Raw genomic sequence first — 23467 nt, forward strand, 5'->3', positions numbered from 1 at the left:
CGCCTTTAGACAGTCGGCGTAATCGTCTATAGCGCAGAGAGCATGGCGCGATCGCACAGTCCATCGTCCCCCTGCGCGATCGGCCCGGTAACGGGCCAACGCGCGGCGTGCTTGTTCATCGGGCCATGCTCTCCGCGTCTGCGCCTTCCCTTCCTTATCTGCCTTTAGCCTGTCTAATCTATCGCCCTTTTATCCTTAACCGCCGCTGCACTGTTTTTTCAGCGCCACTGCGAACTTTTCTATATTCGCGCCGACATGATTTCTCTGCCCTTTTTTGACTTAAAATAAAGGCGTCAATCATCCCTTTATCATTATTTTTTTATTTTGTCTTTTGCTTAATTCGGCGACTGGATTCGCCGATTTCTTTATGGGCGGCGCCAACGACATCAGCGGTGTTAAATACCTTTGTCGATACTCGGGGAATCCGATAATGAAAACGCTCTCATCACAGGATTATCGCGCGGATATCGACGGCCTCCGCGCAGTGGCGATCCTGCTGGTTGTTCTGTTTCACGCGGGCGTCAGCGCCCTGCCCGGCGGCTACGTCGGCGTCGACCTCTTCTTTGTTATTTCAGGCTTTCTTATCGGCGGTGCGCTCTACCGCGACTACGCTGCCGGCCAGTTCTCGCTCTATCGCTTCGCCGTGCGCCGTATTCGCCGCATCGCACCTGCGCTGTTGACCATGCTATTCGGCCTGCTGTTTATCGGCTATTTCCTGCTTTCGCCGCTGGAATATAGCCAGCTGGCGAAATACAGCTTTGGCGTCTTTCTTTCGGTGCCCAATATTATTCTGCTAAAAGGCGCGGATTATTTCAGCGCACCGGCAGATTTAAATCCGCTGCTGATCACCTGGTCGCTCGGCATTGAAGAGCAGTTCTATCTTGTGCTGCCGATTATCATGCTGCTGGCCGCCAGAAAACGCGCTTTATTATTCACGGTGGTGGCGCTGCTGAGCCTGCTGTCGCTGGCGGGCTGCATCTGGCTGACGCCGCAAAACAGCTCGCAGGCCTTCTACCTGCTGCCGACGCGCGGCTGGGAGCTGGGCGCGGGCGTGCTGCTGGCGCTGTGGAGACCGCGGCCGATCGGCGGCCTGTGGGCCAACCTTTTCACGCTGGCCGGACTGGCGCTAATCGCCTTTTGCGCGCGCCGGCTCAACAACGGCGAGGGTTTTCCCGGCGACCAGGCGCTGCTGCCGGTGCTGGCGGCCTGCCTGCTAATCGCGGCGCGCAGCGCAATTAGCCGCCTGGCGCTGGAAAACGCGCCGATGCGCTTTATCGGCAAAATTTCTTACTCCTGGTATCTGTGGCACTGGCCGCTGCTGGCGCTGGCGCGCATCTGTAGCGACGGTCCGGTCAGCGTCAATCAGGGGCTGAGCATCAGCGCGATAGCGCTAGGCGTCGCCTGGCTGTCGTGGCGCTACGTTGAGCAGCCGTTCCGCCGACCGGCCAGAGCGCCGCGCGCGGTTATCCCCACCTATTGTCTGATCTCAGGCGTCGCCGCCGCTGCGATGGTCGGCCTGTGGAGCAGCGGCGGCCTTCCCTGGCGCGTCAATGATAAGGTGGTCAGCAGCGAAGCCTACAAAATCGACGCTCAGGCCGATCCCTGCCTGGTCGATAGCGGCGCCGGACTGCCCTCAGCCAGCGCGCGCTGCCAGCCGAAGCGGTCGCGTCCCGGCATCGCGCTGGTCGGCGACAGCCATGCGGCGGCGATGCGTAGCGCCGTGGCGCGCTACGCCGAGGCGCAGGACAAGCCGCTCTTTCAGCTAACGAAAACCACCTGCCCGCTGCTGGCGGCGGGCGTCACGCGGGCGCTCTATCAGCAGCCGGCGCACGCCAGCCAGTGCGCGGCGTTCAACGCCGCCGTCATGAAAGCGCTGGTCAGCCCGCGCATCGACGAGGTGGTCATCGCCGCTTCCTGGGCGGCCGGAATCGAAACGCTGCCCGGCGCAGGCTACCGCGACATTCATCATCCCGACAGAGATAATCTCAGCGCGCTGAAACAGGGTATGGACGGGGTTATCGCCCAGCTGCGCCAGGCGGGCAAAAAAGTGGTATTGATCGAGGATGCGCCATTGCTGTCGCTGGATCCCCTGCGCTACAGCAACAACCGAAATATGCCGCTGCGCCGCGAGCTGAGCCAGTGGCTGAGCGACTGGAAACCCCTGCCGACGCAGAACGCTCGCACCCGGCTCTATTCGCTGCCGGAAGCGGACGTGACGCGGCTGCTGCGCGGCTACGAACAGCGCGACGTGCGGGTGGTCTCGTTACAGGAAAATTTATGCAACCGCAGCGGCTGTCTGGTGACCTGGCAGGGGCTGCCGCTCTATTACGACGATAGCCATCTGAGTCCGCAGGGCGTGGAGATCGCGCTGGGCAGTCGCTGGTAGCGCCTTTGACCCTGCGCCATAAAGCAAAACGGCCCGCGCAATCTCTTGCGCGGGCCGTTTTCGTCTTATAACGATTTATGACTTACGCACCAGCTTATAGCCCGCCAGCAGCAGCACGATCCACACCAGTCCCACATAGAGCGAAATACGCGTATCCGGGAAGTAGCCGATCAGCGCGATAATAAAGCCCAGGAACAGCACGCCGAATAGCGAGGTCCAGATGCCGCCAGGCACCGCGAACTGCAGCTTGCTCGCCGCCTCTTTGCCGATCTTGCGGCGGAAAGCGATCTGCGACAGCAGGATCATAATCCACACCCAGACGGTGGCGAAGGTCGCCAGCGAGGCGATAACCAGGAAGACTTTTTCCGGCATCAGATAGTTGAGATAGACCGCGATCAGCATCGCCGCCATCATCACCACCACCGTCACCCAGGGAATACCGCGCGCGGAAACCTTCATAAACATCTTCGGCGCGTGGCCCTGCTGCGCCATACCGTGCAGCATACGTCCGACGCCAAACACATCGCTGTTGATCGCCGACAGCGACGCCGTCAGCACCACGAAATTCAGGATAGAGGCGGCCGCCGCAATGCCGAGATGCTGGAAGGTCAGCACGAAAGGCGAGCCGTTAGTGCCGACCTGATTCCACGGATAGATCGACATAATCACGAACAGCGTGCCGACGTAAAACACCAGAATGCGCATCGGCACCGAGTTAATGGCGCGCGGAATCGACTGCGCCGGATCTTTAGCCTCGCCGGCGGTAATGCCGATAATTTCGATGCCGCCGTAGGCGAACATCACCATCTGCAGCGACAGCAGCATGCCGACGATGCCGTGGGCGAAGAAGCCGCCGTTGCTCCACAGGTTATGAATGCCGGTCGGCTGACCGCCGTTGCCGATGCCCCAGAAAATCATCGCGAAACCGGCGACGATCATCACCACAATGGTGGCGACCTTGAAGAAAGAGAACCAGAATTCGACTTCGCCGAACACCTTCACGCTCATCAGGTTAACGGCGCCGATAATCAATACCACGCTCAGCACCCAAATCCAGTGCGGCACCTCTGGAAACCAGACGCCCATATAGATGCCGAAGGCGGTCACGTCGGCGATGGCGACGATCAGGATCTCAAAGCAGTAGGTCCAGCCGGTGATATAGCCCGCCAGCGGCCCGAGATAGTCCTGCGCATAGCGCGAAAAGGAGCTGGCCTGCGGGTTATTCACCGACATCTCGCCGAGCGCGCGCATAATGATATAGGCCACCGCGCCGCCGATAATATAGGCGAGCAGCACGCTCGGCCCCGCCATCTTGATGGCATCCGCCGACCCGTAAAACAGTCCGGTGCCAATCGCCGATCCCAGCGCCATAAAACGGATATGGCGCGTGCTCAGTCCGCGTTTGAGCTTGTTGGTTTCTTGCATAACAACCTGTACCTGTAAAAGAAAAACCACGGGCAAGCCCGTGGTTACATTGCAGCCAAAGCCCGCAAGCGGGTGAGATGGCCCGAAGAGCAAAGCGTCCCGCGCCATGGATGGTGCGGGCCGAGCTGGCATGGATGCCATGTTGCGTCTTTGCGATCGGGCCATTTCTCCCGCGTCAGCACTCTGTCACTAAACTAACCACGGGCAAGCCCGTGGTCAGAGAAAACAGCGGCGGCGGTTACGAGTGCGCCGTAACCTGCTCGCGTCCTTTAACGCGATCCACAATCGCCGCGATCAGCAGCATCACCAGCGCGGGCGGCAGCCAGGCGAGTCCCTGGTCCGCCAGCGGCAGCTGCTGGCTGAACGCCGGCAGCATATCTTTAAAGCTGGTGGTCTTCACTCCGTCGATAACGCCGAAGATCAGGCTGACCAGCATGGTCGGCGCAATCAGACGGCTGCTCTTGTTCCACCAGTTCAGGGTGAAACTCAGCACGATCAGCACGATGCACGGCGGATAGATCGCCGTCAGCACCGGAATCGAAATCTGAATCAGATGGCTCAGGCCGAGGTTCGACACCACCATTGAGAACAGACCCAGAATAAAGACCAGTGCTTTATACGACAACGGCAGGTATTGCGCAAAAAATTCCGCACAGGCGCAGGTCAGACCGACCGCCGTCACCATGCAGGCGACGAAAATCAGCGCCGCCAGGAAGAAACTGCCCATGCCGCCGAAGGTCTGCTGCACGTAGGCATGCAGGATCGCCGCGCCGTTCGCGCTCTGCGCCACCAGCGCGCCGCTGCCGTTGCCGAGCTTGAACAGGCTGAGGTAGACCAGCGTCAGGCCGACGCCGGCGATCAGACCCGCCATCACGGTATAGCGCGTCAGCAGGCTGGCGCTCTCAACGCCGCGCGAGCGCGCCGCGTTGACGATAACGATACCGAACACCAGCGCGCCAAGCGTATCCATAGTGAGATAGCCATTGACGAAGCCGCTGGAGAAGGCGGCGCGCTGATAGTCTTCAGTGGCAGGCGCGATGGTGCCCGCCGGCCAGATCAGCGCGGCGACGCCGAGCACCGTCAGCGCGACGATTTTCAGCGGCGCGAGGAAGTGGCCCACGGTGTCCAGCAGCTTGCCGGGATAGAGCGAAACGCCAATCACCAGCGCGAAATAGATAAAGCTGTAGACAAACAGCGGCAGCGCGCCGTCGCCGGTCAGCGGTGCGATGCCCATTTCGAACGATACGGTCGCGGTGCGCGGCGTGGCAAACAGCGGGCCGACCGCCAGATAGCAGACGGTGGCCAGCAGCAGTCCGGCGCCCTTGCCGATAGGGGAGCTGAGCGCGTCGACGCCGCCGCCGACGCGCGCCAGCGCGATAACGGTCATTACCGGCAGGCCGACGGCGGTGATCAAGAAGCCAATAGCGGCCGTCCAGACATGTTCGCCAGACTGAATACCGACCATCGGCGGGAAAATAATGTTACCCGCGCCAACAAACAGGGCAAACGTCATAAAGCCCAGCGCGAGGATATCCTTCGAGGTTAAACGATGTGTCATACAACTGTATTGCCTGTTACGAGTGTTGCGGTGGAAGTTGGGTTTATGTTGTCCCCAGACCGCGCGTTGACAACGACTCAGCGCACGATGCCAGCGCATTGTGCTTGCCTTAATCGTGTCGCGCAGGTGAATTAAGCTGCTTTTGTTCTGTTCACAAGTGGGATGCTACGACAACGGCCGTAAGTAGAACGTTTATAGCGGAGAAAGGCAATACAGGATCGGAAAACCAGAAGGTTATGACGGAAAACAGAGTAAAAGCAGTGAATATCTCGGATATATCTCTGCAGGGCATCAGATGATGTGCTTATTTTTTCTGCAGCGCGTAAGAAATTTCAGCGTAAGTGCGCGGCATGATGCACAAAAGGCGCGTTTTACGCGCCTGTTTGCACAAGTTTACAGCATTACCACACCTGTCCGGCGATATCGACCACCAGGCGAATCTTCGCCCACTGCTGCTCTTCGCTCAGGCTGTTGCCCTCTTCTGTCGAGGCGAAGCCGCACTGCGGGCTGAGGCAGATCTGGTCAAGGCTGACGAACTTCGCCGCCTCCTGCAGACGCGCCTTCACCTGCGCCGGATCTTCCAGCTCGCCGTTTTTGGTGGTCACCAGACCCAGCACCACTTTCTGGTGGCCAGGCTTGATAAAACGCAGAGGTTCGAAGCCGCCGGCGCGCTCGTTATCGTACTCCAGGAAGAATGCGTCGATGTTCACGCCGCCGAACAGAATCTCCGCCACCGGCTCATAGCCGCCTTCAGAGATCCAGGTCGAGCGGAAGTTGCCGCGGCAGACGTGCAGGCCAACGGTAAGATCGGCGGGCTTGCCCTCCAGCGCTTTATTGAGCACGCGGGCATAGGTGTGCGCCAGCTGCTCGGGATCGTCGCCGCGCTCGCGGATCTGACGCTTCTGATCTTCCGAGCAGAGATAGGCCCAGACGGTATCGTCCAGCTGCAGATAGCGGCAGCCCGCATCGTAAAAGGCTTTGATCGCCGTTTTATAGGTGTCGGCCAGGTCGTCGAAGTAGTCCGCCAGATCGGGATAGACGTTCTCGTCAATCACTTTGCGGCCGCCGCGGAAGTGCAGCACGCTCGGGCTGGGGATGGTCATCTTCGGCACCGCATCGCCCGCGACGCTCTGCAGGAAGCGAAAATGCTCCAGCATCGGGTGATCGCGGAAGCCCAGCTTGCCCACCACGCGCACGCCGTGCGCTTTGGTCTGGACGCCGTTGAACTGAATGCCCTGCTCCGCTTCGAACAGCTCGACGCCCTCCAGGCCGCCGAAAAAGTCGAAGTGCCACCAGGCGCGGCGGAATTCGCCGTCAGTCACCACCTGCAGCCCGTTGGCGATCTGCTTGCTGACGACGTCGCGAATCGCTTCGTCTTCGATGCGGGTCAGCTCGGTTTTATCAATCTGGCCGGCGGCATACTGCTCGCGCGCGTTTTTAATGGCGGCGGGACGCAGGAAGCTGCCGACGGTATCGGCGCGGAACGGGGCGGTCTGTGCGGTCATCTTCACTCCTGGCACCCTGAACGTTAATCACGTCAGGGAATAATTTCGCTAAGTTATATGTAGCCATCTGGATGGCTAAACGTCTGTGGACAGATTGGCATGTGCGCGCCTTATCTGCAACAGAAGAAATTTCAGCGGAGATGAAAAAAATTCACGTTAGTAGTTACTTCGCCTCTATCGCAGACAGAGCCTGATCACGCTGCGCTGCTGACAGCGGAAGATAGCCCGCTTCGCTGACGCGGCGCTGGCCCTGCGGCGAAAGCACCTGATGGAGAAAGGCGTTTACCAGCGGCGGCAGCGGCTTGCCCGGCGGCTTATTGACATAGATATAGAGCGGGCGCGCCCAGGGATAGCGGCCGCTGCGGATAGAGTCGGCGTCCGGCGTTACCGCCGCGCCCTGCGCGTCCGTCACGGCAAGCATCTTCACGCCGCTGAGATGAAAACCGAAGCTGGCGTAGCCGATGCTGCGCGGATTGGCGGCAACCGCCTGCACCACGGCGGCCGATCCGGGAAACTCCGCCACGTCGGCGCGAAAATCGCCGTTGCACAGCGCCTGCTGCTTGAAAAATCCCCAGGTGCCCGAGGCGGAGTTGCGTCCGTAACGCTGAATCGGCCGCCGCGCCCAGTCGGGCTGTCGCACGCCCATATCGCCCCAGCGCGTCGGCACCTGCGGCGCGCCGCACAGGCGCGTCACGGAAAAGATGGCATCCAGCTGGCGCGCATCGATCTGCGTCAGCGGATTGCGCTGATTGACCACTACCACCAGCGCGTCGAGCGCCACCGGCACGGCGAGCGGCGCGTAGCCATAGCGCGCCTGGAATGTTTGCCGCTCTTCCGCCTGCATGGGGCGGCTCATCGGGCCGAGCTGCGCGGCGCCCGCCGCCAGCGCGGTCGGCGCGGTAGAAGAGCCGGAGGCCTGCACCTGTAGATTGACGCCCGGCGCCCGCGCGCTGAAATCTTCGCTCCACAGCATCATCAGCGTTCCCAGCGTGTCTGAGCCGACGCTGCTGAGGTTGCCGGTGAGCATTTCGGGCTGAGGCGCCGCCGCCAGCGTCAGCGCAGGCGAAAAGAGAGAAAGCAACAGCAGCAAGGCGCGCATGAGAGGTTCCATTAACGGTTAATGGACGGCATTCTCCTGCAATCCCGCGCTGACGATCAACCTTGACGGCAGCGTAAAGGTAAAACAGGTCTCTTTATCGGGAATGCTGGTGATCTCCAGCCGCGCATTATGGTGGCTAAGGGCGTGCTTGACGATCGCCAGCCCCAGTCCGCTGCCACCGGTGGCGCGCGAGCGCGCCTTATCTACGCGATAGAAGCGCTCCGTCAGGCGCGGCAGGTGCTCCGCCGGAATGCCCGGCCCGTTGTCGCAGACTTTGAACTGCGCCCCCTGGCGGCTGCGCAGCCAGCTGATGTCGATGCGCGTGCCGTCCGGCGTATGGTTCACCGCGTTATAGACCAGGTTAGAGAGGGCGCTGCGTAGCTGATCGTCGTCGCCGAGCACCTTGAGATGCGAATCGGTGTGAAAGTGAATCTCGTGGCGGCCGCCGCTCAGCGTCTCCGCCTCGCGCTGCAGCAGATGCAGCATCATCGGCACGTCCACCGTCTCTTTCATGTCGATGGCCGGCGCCGCCTCGATACGCGACAGCGTCAGCAGCTGGCGCACCAGGCTGTCCATGCGGCGCGTCTGCTCCTGCATGGTCTGCAGCGCTTTGCCGCGCGAGCGCTCGTTCATCACCGAGTCGTTCATCATCTCCAGATAGCCCTGCAGCACCGTCAGCGGCGTGCGCAGCTCATGGCTGACGTTGGCGAAGAAATTGCGCCGCGCCCCTTCCAGCTGGTGCATCTGCGTCACGTCGCGCGCCACCATCAGCCATTGCCCTTCGCTGTAGGGCATGATGCGAAACTCCATGTGGTGCTGGTTATTGAGAATCAAGGTGAGCGGCTTGTTGAAATCGCGCTGGCGAATATAGCGGGAGAACTCCGGATAGCGCAGCAGGTTGAGGATGTTCTGGCCGTTATCTTCCGGCCAGCGCAGGCCAAGATGCTGCTGCGCCAGACCGTTACACCAGAAAATGGCGCCCTCTTCCGTGGTGAGCACCACCGCGTCGGGCAGCGTCTCGGCGCCGCTGCGAAAGCGCTTGATCAGGTTGCCCAGCTCGCGCCGCCGCCGCCGGTTGCGCAGCTGCATCTGATAGAGGCCGTAAAACAGCGGCTCCCAGCTCGCCTGCCCGGTGGGCGGCGTCATGGTGCGATCCACCCACAGCCAGTGCGACAGCCGCATCAGATTATAGAAGTGCCACAGCAGCATCCCCAGCACGCTGATCAGCAGCAGCCAGGGGAGATAGCCGAAAATCAAACCGATAATCAGCGCTGGCAGGCAGGCCAGCGCCAGCTCGGAGAGCAATCTCTTCCAGGAGAGTCGTTCCAGCACGGTAAAAACTCCGTTTAGTAGCGGGCGGAGAAACGATACCCCGTTCCGCGAACGGTTTGAACCATGCGATCGTGGCCGGAAACTTCCAGCGCCTTACGTAAGCGGCGGATATGCACGTCGACGGTGCGATCTTCCACATAGACATTGGTGCCCCAGACGTGGTTCAGCAGCTGCTCGCGGCTGTAGACGCGCTCGGGATGGGTCATAAAGAAGTGCAGCAGCTTATATTCGGTCGGGCCCATCTCCAGCGGCGTCGACTCCGACATCACGCGGTGCGACGACGGGTCCAGGCTCAGCCCCTGCATCTCGATCACCTCTTCCACCGCCATCGGCGAAATGCGGCGCATCACCGCCTTGATGCGCGCCATCAGCTCTTTCGGCGAGAAAGGCTTGGTGATGTAGTCATCCGCGCCCACTTCCAGACCGCGCACGCGATCTTCCTCTTCGCCGCGCGCCGTCAGCATCATCACCGGAATATCGCGCGTCAGGGCTTCGCGCTTGAGATGCTTAATAAACTGAATACCGCTGCCGCCCGGCAACATCCAGTCCAGCAGAATTAAATCTGGCCAGGGCTCAATCAGTTTCCCTATCGCGCTGTCATAATCCTCGGCCTCAATGGGCTGGTAGTCGTTCTGCTCCAGAACAAAGCACAACATTTCACGGATAGGGGCTTCATCTTCCACAACCAAAATGCGCTTAGCCATTGCAACTCCTGCTGATGTGACCGCTGTCACCGTTATATGCGGCGCCATTATGCGTCAGATTTATGACACTTTTATGAAAAACATAGCCGCTTAATCAGCGCGTTAACACTGCTTTATGACAGCCGGCGCAGCTTTTTTCGCTTTTGCGCCATAGCCGGTATAATCCTCCGGCAAACCGTTACCGCAGGGAGTTTTATGCGCATCATTCATACCGCGGACTGGCATCTCGGTCAGTTTTTCTATAACAAGAGCCGGGCGGCCGAGCACCAGGCCTTTCTCGACTGGCTGCTGGCGCGTATCGAGGCGCATCAGGTCGATGCGCTGATCGTTGCGGGCGACCTCTTCGATAGCGGCACGCCGCCAAGCTATGCGCGCGAACTCTTTAACCGTTTTGTGGTGGCGCTGCAGCCGACCGGCTGCCAGCTGGTGGTGCTGGCGGGCAATCACGATTCGGTCGCCACGCTCAACGAATCGCGCGCCCTGCTCGCCTGCCTGAATACCCAGGTGATCACCACGCCGCAGGCGGATCACAATCTGCTGCTGCTGCGCGACCGCGCCGGCGAACCAGGCGCGCTGCTCTGCGCCATTCCCTATCTGCGGCCGCGCGATATTATGCGCAGCCGCGCGGGCCAGTCGGGGCGCGAGAAACAGCTCAGCCTGCTGGAGGCGATCGCCGCGCACTATCAGCGCAGCGTCGACGCGGCGCGCGCGCATCCGCTGGCGCTGCCGGTTATCGCTACCGGCCATCTCACCACCGTCGGCGTCAGCAAAAGCGATTCGGTGCGCGATATCTATATCGGCACGCTCGACGCCTTTCCCGCGTCGGCTTTTCCCGACGTCGACTACGTGGCGCTCGGCCATATCCATCGCGCCCAGCGCGTCGCCAACAGCGATCATATTCGCTACAGCGGCTCGCCGATCCCGCTCAGCTTCGACGAGCTCGGCAGCGAGAAAAGCGTCTTTTTACTGGAGCTGAACAGCGCCGGTTTGCAGAGCGTGACGCCGCTGCCCGTTCCGCCGTTCCAGCCAATGAAAATGCTGAAAGGCTCGCTGGCGGAGATCGAGGCGCAGCTGGCGCCCTTCGCCGACCATCAGGGCGACAAGCCGGTTTGGCTCGATATTGAGGTGACGACCCAGGAATTTCTCAGCGATCTGCAGCGCCGCGTCGAGGCGCTGACCGCCGATCTGCCGGTCGAAGTCCTGCTGCTGCGCCGCAGCCGCGAACAGCGCCAGCACAGCCTGGCGCAGCTAAAAAACGAAACCCTAAGCGAGCTAAAAGTGGAAGAGGTCTTCGCCCGCCGCATCGCGCTGGCGGAGGATATCGAAGAATCCGAGCATGCGCGCCTCAGCGCCCTGTTCCGCTCTGCCCTCGCCTCGCTGGAGGAGAGCGAATGAAAATCCTCACGCTGCGCTTTAAAAACCTGAACGCGCTGAAAGGCGAATGGTTTATCGACTTTCGCGCTGAGCCCTTCGCCAGCAACGGCCTGTTCGCCATAACCGGCGCGACCGGCGCAGGCAAAACCACTCTGCTCGACGCCATCTGTCTGGCGCTCTATCACCAGACGCCGCGCCTCGGCGTGCTGTCGCAGACGCAAAACGGTCTGATGACGCGCGACACCGCCGAATGCCTCGCCGAAGTGGAGTTCGAGATCAAAGGCGAAGCCTGGCGCGCCTTCTGGAGTCAGAACCGCGCGCGCGGCGCGGCCGACGGCAAGCTGCAGGCGCCGCGCGTCGAGCTGGCGCGCTGCATCGACGACAAAATCTTCGCGGACAAGGTCAACGACAAATTAAAACTGATCGAGTCGCTGTCGGGCCTCGACTTCGAGCGCTTTACCCGCTCGATGATGCTGTCGCAGGGGCAGTTCGCCGCGTTTCTTAACGCGAAGCCCGGCGAGCGCGCCGAACTGCTGGAGGAGCTGACCGGCACCGAGATCTACGGCCAGATCTCCGTCGCCATCTACGAGCGCCACAAGGCGGCGCGGCTGGCGCTGGATAACCTGCGCAGCCGCGCCGGCACCCTGACGCTGCTCGACGCCGAAGCGCGCGCCGCGCTGCAGCAGCAGCTGGCTGCGCTGACCGAAGCGGAGCAGGCGCTTACTCAGCAGAACGATAGCCTGCGCAGGCAGCATCAGTGGCTGACCCAGGCGCAGCAGCTCGACAGCGACATTCAGGCCGCGCAGGCTGCGCTGGAGGCGGCAGAACAGGCGTGGCGCGACGCGGAAGCGGATCGCCAGCGGCTGGCGCGCAGCGAGCCGGCGGAGAAGCTGCGCGATAAATTAGCTCAGCGCGACAGTCTGCTGCATGAGCAGCAGCGCCTGCAGCAGACGCAGCAGCAGCTCGCACAGCAGCGCCAGGCCGCCGAGCAGCAAACCGAGAGCGATCGGCAGCGCCGCGAGGCGGCCCAGGCGGCGCGCGACGCCGCGCTGCGCGAGCAGCAGACGCAGGAGACGCTGCTGACGGAACAGGTTATTCCGCTCGACCAGCAGATCGCCGCCTTGCTGGCGCAGGCGCAGCAGCAGCGGCAGGAAAGCGACCAGCAGCAGCAGGCGCTGACGCAAAGCGCGCGCGCGCTGCAGCAGGAAGCGGCCCAGCGCGACAGCCTGCAGGCCGCGCTGGCGCAACAGCAGCAGTGGCGCGCGGATCAGGGCGCGCTGCCGCAGTGGGGCCCGTCGCTGGCGCTGTGGCAGGAGCGTTTCGCCCAGCTGACGCAGCGCGAAACCGCGCTGGCGGCGCTGCGCGAGCAGCAAATTCAGCAGCAGCGGACGCTGGCGCAGCGGCAGGCGGAGCTCGCCCGGCTGGAGCAGCAGGCGACGCCGCTGAGCCAGGCCGAACAGCAGGCGGCGAGCGCCCTGGAGAAGGCGCAACAGGCGCTGGCCGATCTGGAGCAGCGCCATCCGCCGCAGGCGCTGCAGGCCAGCCTGGCGCAAAGCGAGACGAGCCGCCCGCTGCGCGAGCAGCTGGCGGTGCTCGCCTCGCAGTGGACGCCGCTGCAGCAGCATCTCGCCGCGCGTCAGCAGCGCCTTGCCGCGCTGGAAAAGACGCTGCAGCAGGATGACGAAACGCTGCAGACGCTGCGCGCCGCCTTCGCGCGCGAAAAAGCGTCGCTGGCCGATATCAAAAAGATTTGCGAGCTGGAGCAGCATATCGCCGATCTGGCGGTCTGGCGCGCGCGCCTGGAACCGGAGCAGCCTTGCCCGCTGTGCGGCTCTTGCCAGCATCCGGCGGTCGAGCGCTACGCCGCGCTGGAGCTGAGCGAGAATCAGCGACGGCTGGCCGAACAGGAGCTGCAGGTTGAGGCGCTGCGCGAACAGGGCATCAAAAAAGGCGAGGCCGTTAAGCAGGCGAAGGCCGAACGGCAGCGGCTGCAGGAGGAGCTGGCGGCAGAGACCCAACAGCTGGATGAGTTAACCCAGCAGTGGCAAGTTCTACAGCGTGAGCTGGCGCTCACATTCGATGCGGGCGACAGCGCCGCGCTGGCCGCCTGGCAGCAGCAGCACAACAGCGAAGAGCAGGCGCTGCAGCAGCTGATGCGTCAGCAGGAGAGCGCCGCGCGCCAGCGCCAGCAGGCGAAAGATGAGCACCTGCGGCATCAGCAGGCGCTACAGCAGCATCAGCAGCAGCTTCAACTGGCCCAGCAAGCGCTCACTAACCTGCAAGAGGGCGCGACAACGCTGGCGCAGCGTCTGGAACAGGAAGAGCGCGACTGGCGGCAGCGCCGCGACGCGCTGCATCAGGAGCTGGCGGACGCCGGTCTCGCCCTGCCCGACGCGGCGTCGCGCGACGGCTGGCTGCAACAGCAGCAGCAGCGCTGGCGGCAGTGGAACGAGAGCGAGCAGCAGCTGGCTCAACTTCAGCCGCAGCTGGCGCGCGTCGAGGCGCAGTGCAGCAGCCTGCAGCAGCGCGTAGAGAGCGAACGGCAGCGGCTCGACGTTCTGCAGCAGCAGCGCGCGCAAAGCGACGCGACGCTGGCGCAGCAGCGCGCGACGCGACAGGCGCTGTTCGGCGATAGCGACGTCGCCGCGGCGCGGCGACAAATGCAGGCGCAGATCCAGCAGCAGGAAGCCGCCCTCGCCGCCGCGCTGGAGGCGCTGCAGAAAACCCAGAGCCACCTCAGCCAGCTGGCCGGGCGCGCCGCAGAACTGGAGGCGCAGCAGGAAAAAGTCAGCCAGCAGCTGCGCGAGGCGCAACAGTCGTTCAGCGTCGCGCTGGCCGCCGCCGGCTTTGACGATGAAGCCAGCCTGCGCGCCGCGCTGCTGGAGGAAGAGGAGGCGCGCGCGCTGCGCAGCCGGTTACAGCAGCTTGAGCAGCAGCGCCAGGCGCTGCAGGCTCAGCGGCAGCAGCTGGCCCAGCGTCGGGCGACGCATCAGCAAAGCCGGCCCGAGGGCGCGACAGAAAACGCCGCCGCGCTGGAAGCGCAGCTTGAGGCGCTGCGCCTGGCGCTGCGCGACAATGCGCGCCAGCAGGGCGAAGCGCAGCAGCAGCTTCAGAGCGACGCGCGCCTGCGCGAACAGCAGCAAAGCCTGATGACCCAGATCGAAGAGGATGAAGCGGCGCTGGCGCAGTGGAGCCAGCTAAACGATCTTATCGGCTCCGCCAGCGGCGATAAATTCCGCCGCTTCGCGCAGGGGCTGACGCTGGATCACCTGGTGGCGCTCGCCAACCGCCAGCTCGATCGGCTGCACGGCCGCTATCTGCTGCAGCGCCGCGCCAGCGACGCGCTGGAGCTGGACGTGATCGATACCTGGCAGGCGGACGCCGCGCGCGACACCCGCACCCTTTCGGGCGGCGAGAGTTTTCTGGTCAGCCTCGCGCTGGCGCTGGCACTTTCAGATTTAGTCAGCGTGAAAACCCGCATAGAGTCTTTGTTTCTCGACGAGGGCTTCGGTACGCTGGACGCCGAAACGCTCGACACCGCGCTGGACGCGCTGGACGCGCTTAACGCCAGCGGTAAAACCATCGGTGTCATTAGCCACGTCGAGGCGATGAAAGAGCGCATTCCGGTACAGATTCGGGTGCGCAAGATTAATGGGCTGGGCTACAGCAAACTGGAGCTGCCCCGCCCTCAGGAGGCGTAATGAAAACAGGCATGGCGCTGCTGCTCGCCAGCGCGCTGCTGGCGGGATGCAGCAGCAAACCGCAAAGCAATCTCAGCTGCGACCGCGCTTACTCGGCGGCGCAGTGCAACTATCTGCGTGACGTTCAGCACCAGCTGATCGACAGCTTCAACAGCAGCGTCGCGCCGCGCTATCCCGGCCAGACCTGTCTGGTGTCGGCGCACCGCCGCGCCGACGGCGGCTACAGCGTGCTGCGCACCGAAGGCGACGAGGCGCTCTGCCTGCGCGCCTGGCAGCAGGTCAGCAGCGCGCGCAACCTGCCGCTGCCGCCGGTCGGCGTGCCGGAGGACTGGCAGTTTCCCTTCGGCGCGACGCAGTAATCCCTATTTTTTCAGCGGCCAGAGCCAGGCCGCGCCGCGCACCCCGCTCGAATCGCCGTGTTTTGCTTTTAGCACCGGCGTTTCGCACTCTCCGCCGAAAACCCACTGCTTCATCAGCGTCGGCACCGTCTGGTAGAGACGATCGTTATTACTCATGCCGCCGCCGAGCACGATCACATCGGGATCGAGCAGGTTCACCACCTGCGCCAGCGACTTCGCCAGCCGGGTTTCGTAGCGCCGCATCGCCTGCTCGGCGACGGGATCCTGCTGCGCGATCAGCCTGACGATCTCCGCGCCCTTCAGCGCCTGCCCGCTCAGACGCCGGTAGTCGATGCCGAAGCCGGTGCCGGAAACAAAGGTCTCGATGCAGCCTTTCTGGCCGCAGTAGCACGGCACCTCCTCACGGTAGCGCAGCTCCTCTTCGTCCATCCACGGAAGCGGATTGTGGCCCCACTCGCCCGCGTTGCCGTTGCCGCCGATGCGCGCTTCGCCGTTGATCGCCACGCCCGCGCCCGATCCGGTGCCGATGATCACCGCGAACACCAGCGGCTGACCGGCGCCCGCGCCGTCTACCGCCTCTGAGGCCGCCAGGCAGTTGGCGTCGTTGGCGATGCGCACCTCGCGCTGCAGCGCCAGCGCCAGATCGCGATCCAGCGGCTGACCGTTAAGCCAGGTGGAGTTAGCGTTTTTCACGCGGTGCGCGTAAGGCGAAATCGTACCGGGAATGCCGACGCCGACGCTGCCGGTCTGGCCGGTTTTCGCTTCGGCGAGACGCACCAGATCCGCAATCGCCTGCACCGTGGCACCGTAGTCGTCGCGCGGCGTATCCACGCGGTGGCGAAACAGCTCATTTCCCTCGTCAGACAGGGCGATCACTTCGACCTTGGTGCCGCCCAAATCAATACCTATACGCACGCGTTATTCCTCATTATTCAGCAGTGTGAGGGATACATTAGGAGCGGCGTCGGGGAAAGGCAATGAAACCGTTTCGATGTTTCGCTATCATGCGCGCTGACCTCTCGACTTGTGCGCCAGATCGCGCGACCCGGTAAGGAATTATGATGTTGTGGTTTAAAAATATGATGGTTTATCGTCTGAATCGGGACATTCCGCTCTTTGCAGACGACATGGAAAAACAGCTTGAGGCTTACACCTTCTCTCCCTGCGGCAGCCAGGATATGAGCAAAACCGGCTGGGTGTCGCCGATGGGCAACCGCAGCGACGCGCTGACCCACGTGAACAACGGCCAGATCGTGATTTGCGCCCGTAAAGAGGAAAAGATCCTGCCGTCCCCGGTGGTGAAGCAGGCGCTGGAAGCGAAGATCAGCAAGCTGGAAGCGGAACAGAGCCGCAAGCTGAAGAAAACGGAAAAAGATTCGCTGAAAGATGAAGTGCTGCACAGCCTGCTGCCGCGCGCCTTCAGCCGTCTCAGCCAGACCTTTATCTGGATCGATACCGTCAACAGCCTGATCATGGTCGACTGCGCCAGCGCGAAAAAGGCGGAAGATACGCTGGCGCTGCTGCGCAAGAGCCTCGGCTCGCTGCCGGTCGTGCCGCTGACGCTGGAAAGCCCGATCGAGCTGACGCTGACCGAATGGGTGCGCTCCGGCGATCTGCCCGCCGGTTTCGCCCTGATGGACGAAGCGGAGCTGAAGGCGATCCTTGAAGATGGCGGCGTGATCCGCTGTAAAAAACAGGATCTGGTGTGCGACGAGATCGCCAACCATATCGAAGCGGGCAAGCTGGTGACCAAGCTGGCGCTCGACTGGCAGGAGCGCATTCAGTTCGTACTGGCGGACGACGGCTCGGTGAAGCGCCTGAAGTTCAGCGACACGCTGCGCGAGCAAAATGACGATATCGACCGCGAAGATTTCGCTCAGCGTTTCGACGCCGACTTTATCCTGATGACCAGCGAACTCGCCGCGCTCACCAGCAATCTGGTGGAAGCGCTGGGCGGCGAAGCAAAACGCTGACGGTTCAAGAGTGACGCGCCTTTGCCGATAATCACTTCTTTCGGCAAAGGATTCCCGCTATGTCTCGTTCCTCTACCCGCGCGGCGCTGCTCGCCGGGCTGGTGCTCTTCTCTTCCGCCAGCTTTGGCGACGCCCCTTTTACCCGCCTGAATGCGTTGCGTATCAACGACCGCCTTAATGTCATGGTGGCGCTGGCCGGTAAATCGGGCGGCGCGATGCAGGCCTGGCAGGCCTATGACTGCAAATCGCTCACTGCGGAGGCGCTCTACCGCAATTTTCTCGACAATAAAGGTGTGACGACCGCGCGCTTCTACGGCAGCGAATTCGGCCGTTACACACCGCCGCAGCCTGGTCCCAATCAGGATCCAGAGACGCTGAAGCGCATCTGTAGCCTGCCGGAGAAAGCGGTAGTCTGGGAAAAAATCGAACCGACCAACCGCTTTGGCGCCACCGCGCTGGTGGATGTCGCCAGCCTGAAGCGCAGCGGCGACGAATTGCAGGTGCGCCTCGGCTACGACTATGCGACCCGCGATTTCGATCCGCCCTATGACGCGCCTTACGCGTTTAAGGTGGAAAACTATCGCTTCAACTGTCAGACACAGGCGCTTGCACCCGTGTCGATGATGGATGTGGATGACAAAGGCTATGTGACCGACTCGCTGGACGGCGTGGATATCGCCCGTCGCAAAGACGATTTCCCGCTGACGCCGCTTATGAAACAGACCTTTACCCGCCTTTGCACCACCGCCGATCTGCAACGCTTCCGCGCGCTGGGCCGCTTTGTCTCTGCGACGCGCAAAACGGTCAGCCGCGATGCGCACACTATTCTGCCCGCGCTAAGCGATAACCCGGCCTCAGTTATGGCGGCGCTGCCGCTGGACAAGGGGCTGGAACAGCAGGTTCATCAGCTGATTGCGCCCTGGGCGCTGCCGCGTTTTCGTCAGCTGAACTGGGTGGAAAACAGCCCCTCAGGCAAGGTAGCGGTACGCATCGACGTCGACGAGCATGGCTACCTGCGCAAGCTGGAGAATTACGGTATCTGGAAGGTGCAGCGCCTGACGCTCGGCAATCTGATCCAGCTGAAGTTTGCGATGTCGATTGCCTCACAGCCCAGTCGACTGGAAGCGCTAAAAACCACGCTGCGTTTCCCGCTGGTGGCCGGACAGACGTTTACCGTCGACACCGATTTAGTGGAGCGCGCGCCGTCATCGGACGTGCGCCGCACACGGCAGCAGTGCAGCGTGCTGGCAGGCGGCGAGGCGCAGAGCATCAACCCCGCTTTCAGCGGTCGCTATCTGCAGGTAGCCTGTCGTAGTGAGGGTGACGGACAGAAGACGGTTGAAACGCGCGACGCGTGGCTGGAGGATCTGCGCGTGCTGGCGCCGCTGGCGTCGAAGCTGGGCAGTGCGCCGTGGCAGGATACGCGACTGGAGCAGGTCACTGTCACCCGCTAAAAACCGCTCTACAGACGGCCGGGATAACCTGTCCCGAGCAGTAAAGCGGCCTGCGCTAAGAACGTCGCGGGCCGCTTTGCGGTGATGTTTACTCTTTCAGGTAGCGGCAGAGATAGGAACTCGGCTCGCCCACCTGCAGATGAAACTCGCTGTGACCCGGCACGTTGAACACCGAACCCGCTTCGAACCATTGCCACTCGGTTTCGCCCGGCAGCAGCACCTTCAGCGATCCGCTGACTACCGTCATCTCTTCCGGCTGCGCCGTGCCGAAGGTGTATTCGCCTTCCGCCATCACGCCTACGCTGGCGCGACCAGTGCTGGCACTGTCGAAACCGATCGATTTCACTTTTCCGTCAAAATACTCGCTTACATTGAGCATATTACTTCCTCACAGCACATTAAGGTATCTGGCAGTGTAGAGCGGAACTCGCTGATCTGTCACGCGAATTGCAGCGCCGCCTCCCGCTTTGTGATCGCGTCGGTTATCAGACGATAAGTTCAGCGGCCAGTTTGGCGACCAGCACGTTGGAGAGCAGCACCGGAATGCCGAGCAGCTTTTGCAAAAAGTCGCGATGTGTCTGGTTATAGCCGACGCAGTCCAGCACCACCACGTCCGCGCCCTGCTCCTGAAGGGAGAGCGCGGCGTCGGTAAGCTTCTCATTATCGGGAATATAGGGGCTGGCGACGGCGAAACAGGGACGGCGCTTCAGATTGCGCCACTTATTCGCCTGCTGCCGGATCTGCTCCTCGACCGGCACCACGATGCCGACCTGATGGTCCTGCACAATGGCGGCAACCAGCGGCGGAATAATGCGGTCCGGCTCCAGCAGCAGCGCGCTTTTCGCGGTCAGCGCGCCGAACTCGCCGGTGCAGAGCAGCAGAATAGTGTCGTAGCCTTCGGCTTCCAGCGCGGCGATTTTCGCCTGCAATCCCTGTTCTACCTTTGCCGTGGCCAGCCGCACCTGCGCGCCGTTCTGCAGGCGCGACACCAGCACGCCGTCCTGAGCGTCAGGCGCGTAGCGCGCGGCGATCTCCGCTTCGCTCAGCCCATCCAGCAGGCCGACATGGTCGGTCTGCTCGCCGGGTAAAAACTCTGTCAGCAGCGGCATGATATCGCTGCGCGGCGACTGACCGATGGTCAGCGTAACCAGGGATTTCGTCATATTAGTCTCGTTTACGCAGATGGCTCAGGCTGCCATAGAGCGCCAGCAGGCGGGCATATTCGTCCGCGTCGTAGAAATGGCAGGTCTCGCGGCCGAACTCTTTCGCCACCTCCACCGCAAACTTCGCCGCCGCCGCGATATCCACTTCGTGGCTGGCGCCGGTGCCGCAGCCCGGCACCACCGACTCGGCGGTGATCGCCACGCCGACCACCGGCACATCGGTGGCGGTAGAGGGCTGCAGAATGCTGTTGAGGTGATAAATGCCGTTGCCGTAAGGCGTAATGTCCTGAGTGGTGATGGGAAAGGTCACCGCCGGACGGCCGGTGGTCATCTCCATGATGCGCAGCAGATCGTCCGATACGCGCAGGATATAGCCCTCTTTTACCGTAGGCGACAGCGCAAATCCTTTGTGGTTGATAATGCGGTTGCCCTTAGTGGTATCGATCGACAGGATAGCGTCGACCTCCTGAACCACCTCATTGTCGTTCATGGTGACGTCGTCGATAGGCGAATCCATAAAATCGACCGGCTCGTGCGGACGCGTCGGCGCATCGGGACAGATATGGGTGGTGACGATGACGTCGCCCGCCAGCACGTCGCCTTTGGTCTGCATAACGGCCAGCTTCAGCGCGCTGCTCACCGCCGCGACGGCGCCATCGGCGTCGGAGACCATGCCGATGCGCGTCGGGCGCGCGCCGATGCCGCCCAGGCGGCCGATGATGCCGAGCGTCGGCGCGCTGCCGCCGCCAGCTTTGCCCTGCGCGCCTGGAATATCGATGCGAACGAAATCGGTGCGCCCTTTCGGCCCGCTGACGCGTTTAAAGCTGGCTTTGACGCCGGGAAAAGCGGCAAACAGGTCGACTACCTGCTGACCGTCGATAAATGCGCTGTCGAATAATTCAAATACCTGTAACGTCTGGTGCAGACTCATGACATCCCTTAATTATTTTTTGCCGCTGGCAAACAGCGAGTGAAAGAAGCTATAGAGCGCGTCGCCGGCGATAAAGCCCGCCGCCATCACCTCCATCGGCGAGCGGCCGCGTTCGCCCCATACGCGAATAATAACGATGCGCAGCGCAATGCCCACCACCACCGCCCAGCCGGCCATCGCGTTGTTGATCAGCAGGCCGGTGGCAAGCAGCACGCCGAGCTGGCGTTTCGGCCCGCCGATCAGCTGAATAATGGCACCGGGAATTGCCCACATCAGCAGGCTACCGGCGATGCCGGGCTCCGCGCCCGCCTGGATGGTTTTGGCGTAGACGCGCGCCACCGGCGGCAGCAGGTTTTCCGCAAAGAACAGGTTATGCGCGTACCAGACGACGGGAATAGAGACCAGAAACGCGATCATCGCCGCGATCAGCTGAATGCGGCGGCCCCACAGCTCCTGCTGCAGATCCGCGCCGTTGCCGCGCAGGATAAAGCCCGCTTTAAGATCGTAGCCCATGTCGGCGAAGGCGGGCCCGGTCGCTGCGGTAAAGCCGCACAGCAGGCAGAGCGCCAGCGGCGGAAAGCCGAGCAGGATGCCGACGATCAGGGTAATCAGCGCCACTGCGAAGGCCGGGAACCAGCCGGAGTGCATCGCGGCGATGCCGACGATCAGCTCATGCACAAAGGCGGCGAACGCGGCGTAAATCACAAACAGCAGCAGCATCGGCAGGCTCATTTCGCTCCATAGCCCGCCCGCCAGCGCCAGCAGCGCCGAAATAATCAGGTAGCCCGCGCCGCCGAGACCGAGCGCGCGCCTGACCTCATTGCCGCCGCGGCTTACTTTTTGCTCGTCGTGGCGACGGCTGCGGATCACCATCACCACCTGAATCAGCGCCACCAGCCCCGCGCCGACCATGACGCCGTGCGGCAGATAGAGCGCGTTGATGTCGATGCCGGCAACCGGTTGCGCATAGGCGCGCACCAGAAAGCCCAGCCCAAGCATGCCTAGCGCCCAGATATTGCCGATAAAGGCGGTGCCGAAAGCGGACATCGGGATCTTCAGCATTGAGCCGAGAATGCCGCCGACGATGCCCGCCGCCAGCAGCCAGGCCTGTCGTCCGCCCCTGTCGCCCGCTTTGATCGCCTCTGCGGCGGCCACGCCAGGCGGCCAGGCGTTGCTGGCGGGAAAGACGCGGGTATCGAACAGGCGGTAGAGCAGATAAGCGTCCAGCAGCATCGCCGCGCTGACGCCGCAGAACATCGGCAGCACCAGCTGCGGCTCGCCCAGCGCCCAGGGCACGGCGATCGGCATTAATAAGCTGTTGGCCGCGCCGAAGGTGGCGGAGGAAATAGCGGTTTGCGCGAGGTTTTGAATTTCAATCGAACGATAGCGACGAAACGCCTGTAAAGGAATACGCGCCAGCAGCATGGCGAATAGCGCGCCGATAATTGAGGTATTCGGCGTCACGCCGATAGTGGTAATAAGCTGCACGCCGATAATGGCGCCCGCTACCGACAGGGCGATTAATACTATCGCCACGCCAGCCTGTTTAACTGGATTAACCTTCTCCATATTGTCCCCGTCAGCAATGCCGGTAGAAATGAAATGACGCTTCGCGAGCCTGAATCAGGCTCGCTTACGTCGTTTTTTTATTTCGTCCGTGAGGTTGAATAAACAGGCCCGAAGGCCTGACGTTTTCCCGGTGTGGCGAAAGTATTGCGCCGATAAAAAATAAATTCAGAGTGGCGTTGCGCCATATTTCTCGGCCAGGTCGCTGGCCGTTATGCGTAATTCGTCAAGCAGCGCGGGCGGATAGCCAGGCGAACTCTCCTGCGATAAAAACGAGAGGCAAAGCGCCACCGTATCGCCGTGATATTTATTATGCAGCGCGACGGAGAGCGAACTGATGCCGGGCAGCGTTTCATTGCGCGCCAGCGACCAGCGCTGGCTGCGGATCGCCGCCAGCTGCGCGCAGAGCGCCTCCAGCGTTTGCGGCGAATTGGGCGGCAGCGGCTGCCAGGCGTCGCGGTAGCGCTCGCGCACCTCTTCTTCGCTGAGCTGCGCCAGCAGCACGCGGCCGGTCGAGGTGGCGGCGGCGATCATGCGGCTTCCCGGCGGCGTCACCAGCTGGGTGAAGTGGCGTCCGTGAAACATGCGCATCACCACCAGATCGCGCCCGTCGAGGCGCGAGATATAGCCGATGCTGCCGGTTTTATCCGCCAGCCGCGCCATCGCCGGCGCGGCGCTGTCCACCAGCGGCGCGGAGAGATAGTGTCCGGCAGCCGACAGCAGCACGCGGCCAATATGAAAACAGCGGCTCTCTGCGTCGCGCTCGAGCATGCCCTGACTTTCCATGGTGGCCAGCAGGCGCGATACGGTGCTTTTTGGCAGGCGCAGCGCCTCGACGACATCGGTAAACGTCAGCCCGGGATTTCCCTGCGTCACGCCTTTTTGCTGAAACAGCTTAAGCACCGCGGCGGCGTTTTCGAGTGTGGTCATATTGCGA

The 23467-nt window shown here is 62.4% G+C and carries 18 protein-coding genes; 6 read left to right on the forward strand and 12 right to left on the reverse strand.

Translation table 11 applies throughout. The features are described 5' to 3' along the window. Positions 1-430: 430 nt before the first annotated feature. Positions 431-2386 (forward strand): acyltransferase family protein, encoded by a 1956-nt coding sequence (locus tag JS46_RS15180; protein WP_033752746.1) that lies wholly within the window; start codon positions 431-433, stop codon positions 2384-2386. Positions 2387-2461: 75 nt separating this feature from the next. On the opposite strand, the gene proY is transcribed toward JS46_RS15180, so the two are convergent. From proY to phoB, 6 genes are all read right to left on the reverse strand, one after another. After that, the gene (gene proY, locus JS46_RS15185; protein ID WP_033752747.1) at positions 2462-3811 is read right to left on the reverse strand and encodes a proline-specific permease ProY; all 1350 of its coding nucleotides are present in this window, start codon (positions 3809-3811) and stop codon (positions 2462-2464) included. 238 nt (positions 3812-4049) lie between these two features. Further along, positions 4050-5369 carry a branched-chain amino acid transporter carrier protein BrnQ gene (brnQ, locus tag JS46_RS15190; RefSeq protein ID WP_033752748.1) on the reverse strand — a complete coding sequence of 440 codons (1320 nt, stop codon included), beginning with the start codon at positions 5367-5369 and terminating at the stop codon, positions 4050-4052. Positions 5370-5770: 401 nt separating this feature from the next. After that, positions 5771-6874 (reverse strand): cobalamin-independent methionine synthase II family protein, encoded by a 1104-nt coding sequence (locus JS46_RS15195; protein WP_033752749.1) that lies wholly within the window; start codon positions 6872-6874, stop codon positions 5771-5773. 163 nt (positions 6875-7037) lie between these two features. After that, positions 7038-7973 (reverse strand): PstS family phosphate ABC transporter substrate-binding protein, encoded by a 936-nt coding sequence (locus JS46_RS15200; RefSeq protein ID WP_033752750.1) that lies wholly within the window; start codon positions 7971-7973, stop codon positions 7038-7040. Positions 7974-7991: 18 nt separating this feature from the next. Beyond that, positions 7992-9305: a phosphate regulon sensor histidine kinase PhoR gene (gene phoR / locus JS46_RS15205; RefSeq protein ID WP_033752751.1), complete on the reverse strand. Its 1314-nt coding sequence runs from the start codon at positions 9303-9305 to the stop codon at positions 7992-7994. Between the two features lie 14 nt (positions 9306-9319). Then, positions 9320-10009, reverse strand: a complete 690-nt coding sequence (gene phoB / locus JS46_RS15210; RefSeq protein ID WP_033752752.1) for a phosphate response regulator transcription factor PhoB — start codon at positions 10007-10009, stop codon at positions 9320-9322. Positions 10010-10204: 195 nt separating this feature from the next. Here phoB and sbcD point away from each other — a divergent pair, with 195 nt between their 5' ends. From sbcD to JS46_RS15225, 3 genes are read left to right on the forward strand one after another with little or no spacing between them, the layout of a single operon-like run. Next, complete coding sequence (gene sbcD / locus JS46_RS15215; RefSeq protein WP_033752753.1) at positions 10205-11404, forward strand: exonuclease subunit SbcD; 1200 nt, start codon at positions 10205-10207, stop codon at positions 11402-11404. Further along, entirely contained in the window at positions 11401-15084 is a 3684-nt protein-coding gene (locus tag JS46_RS15220) for an AAA family ATPase (protein WP_033752754.1), read from the forward strand. Before sbcD ends, JS46_RS15220 begins: the two co-directional genes overlap by 4 nt. After that, positions 15084-15443, forward strand: a complete 360-nt coding sequence (locus JS46_RS15225; protein WP_051905631.1) for a cell envelope integrity protein TolA — start codon at positions 15084-15086, stop codon at positions 15441-15443. The genes JS46_RS15220 and JS46_RS15225 overlap by 1 nt, the downstream gene beginning before the upstream one ends. A 3-nt stretch (positions 15444-15446) precedes the next feature. Here the strand turns inward: JS46_RS15225 and mak are convergent, their stop codons facing one another. Continuing rightward, positions 15447-16358: a fructokinase gene (gene mak, locus JS46_RS15230; protein WP_033752755.1), complete on the reverse strand. Its 912-nt coding sequence runs from the start codon at positions 16356-16358 to the stop codon at positions 15447-15449. 146 nt (positions 16359-16504) lie between these two features. On the opposite strand from mak, the gene rdgC reads away from it, so the two are divergent. Together rdgC and JS46_RS15240 are read left to right on the forward strand one after the other, a co-directional pair. Next, the gene (gene rdgC, locus JS46_RS15235) at positions 16505-17416 is read left to right on the forward strand and encodes a recombination-associated protein RdgC (RefSeq protein ID WP_033752756.1); all 912 of its coding nucleotides are present in this window, start codon (positions 16505-16507) and stop codon (positions 17414-17416) included. Between the two features lie 59 nt (positions 17417-17475). Then, positions 17476-18870 carry a hypothetical protein gene (locus tag JS46_RS15240; protein ID WP_051905632.1) on the forward strand — a complete coding sequence of 465 codons (1395 nt, stop codon included), beginning with the start codon at positions 17476-17478 and terminating at the stop codon, positions 18868-18870. An 88-nt stretch (positions 18871-18958) separates the two neighbouring features. On the opposite strand, the gene ppnP is transcribed toward JS46_RS15240, so the two are convergent. From ppnP to JS46_RS15265, 5 genes are all read right to left on the reverse strand, one after another. After that, complete coding sequence (gene ppnP, locus JS46_RS15245; protein ID WP_033752757.1) at positions 18959-19249, reverse strand: pyrimidine/purine nucleoside phosphorylase; 291 nt, start codon at positions 19247-19249, stop codon at positions 18959-18961. A gap of 106 nt (positions 19250-19355) precedes the next feature. Next, entirely contained in the window at positions 19356-20033 is a 678-nt protein-coding gene (locus JS46_RS15250; protein ID WP_033752758.1) for an AroM family protein, read from the reverse strand. 1 nt (position 20034) lies between these two features. Then, positions 20035-20964, reverse strand: coding sequence for a DUF1177 domain-containing protein (locus tag JS46_RS15255; RefSeq protein ID WP_033752759.1), 930 nt, complete (start codon positions 20962-20964; stop codon positions 20035-20037). 12 nt (positions 20965-20976) lie between these two features. Further along, positions 20977-22533, reverse strand: coding sequence for an OPT/YSL family transporter (locus tag JS46_RS15260; protein ID WP_033752760.1), 1557 nt, complete (start codon positions 22531-22533; stop codon positions 20977-20979). A gap of 165 nt (positions 22534-22698) precedes the next feature. After that, the gene (locus tag JS46_RS15265; RefSeq protein WP_033752761.1) at positions 22699-23460 is read right to left on the reverse strand and encodes an IclR family transcriptional regulator; all 762 of its coding nucleotides are present in this window, start codon (positions 23458-23460) and stop codon (positions 22699-22701) included. Positions 23461-23467 lie beyond the last annotated feature (7 nt).

Origin of the sequence: Pantoea sp. NGS-ED-1003 (assembly GCF_000738765.1) — a bacterium.
Lineage (GTDB): Bacteria > Pseudomonadota > Gammaproteobacteria > Enterobacterales > Enterobacteriaceae > Pantoea > Pantoea septica.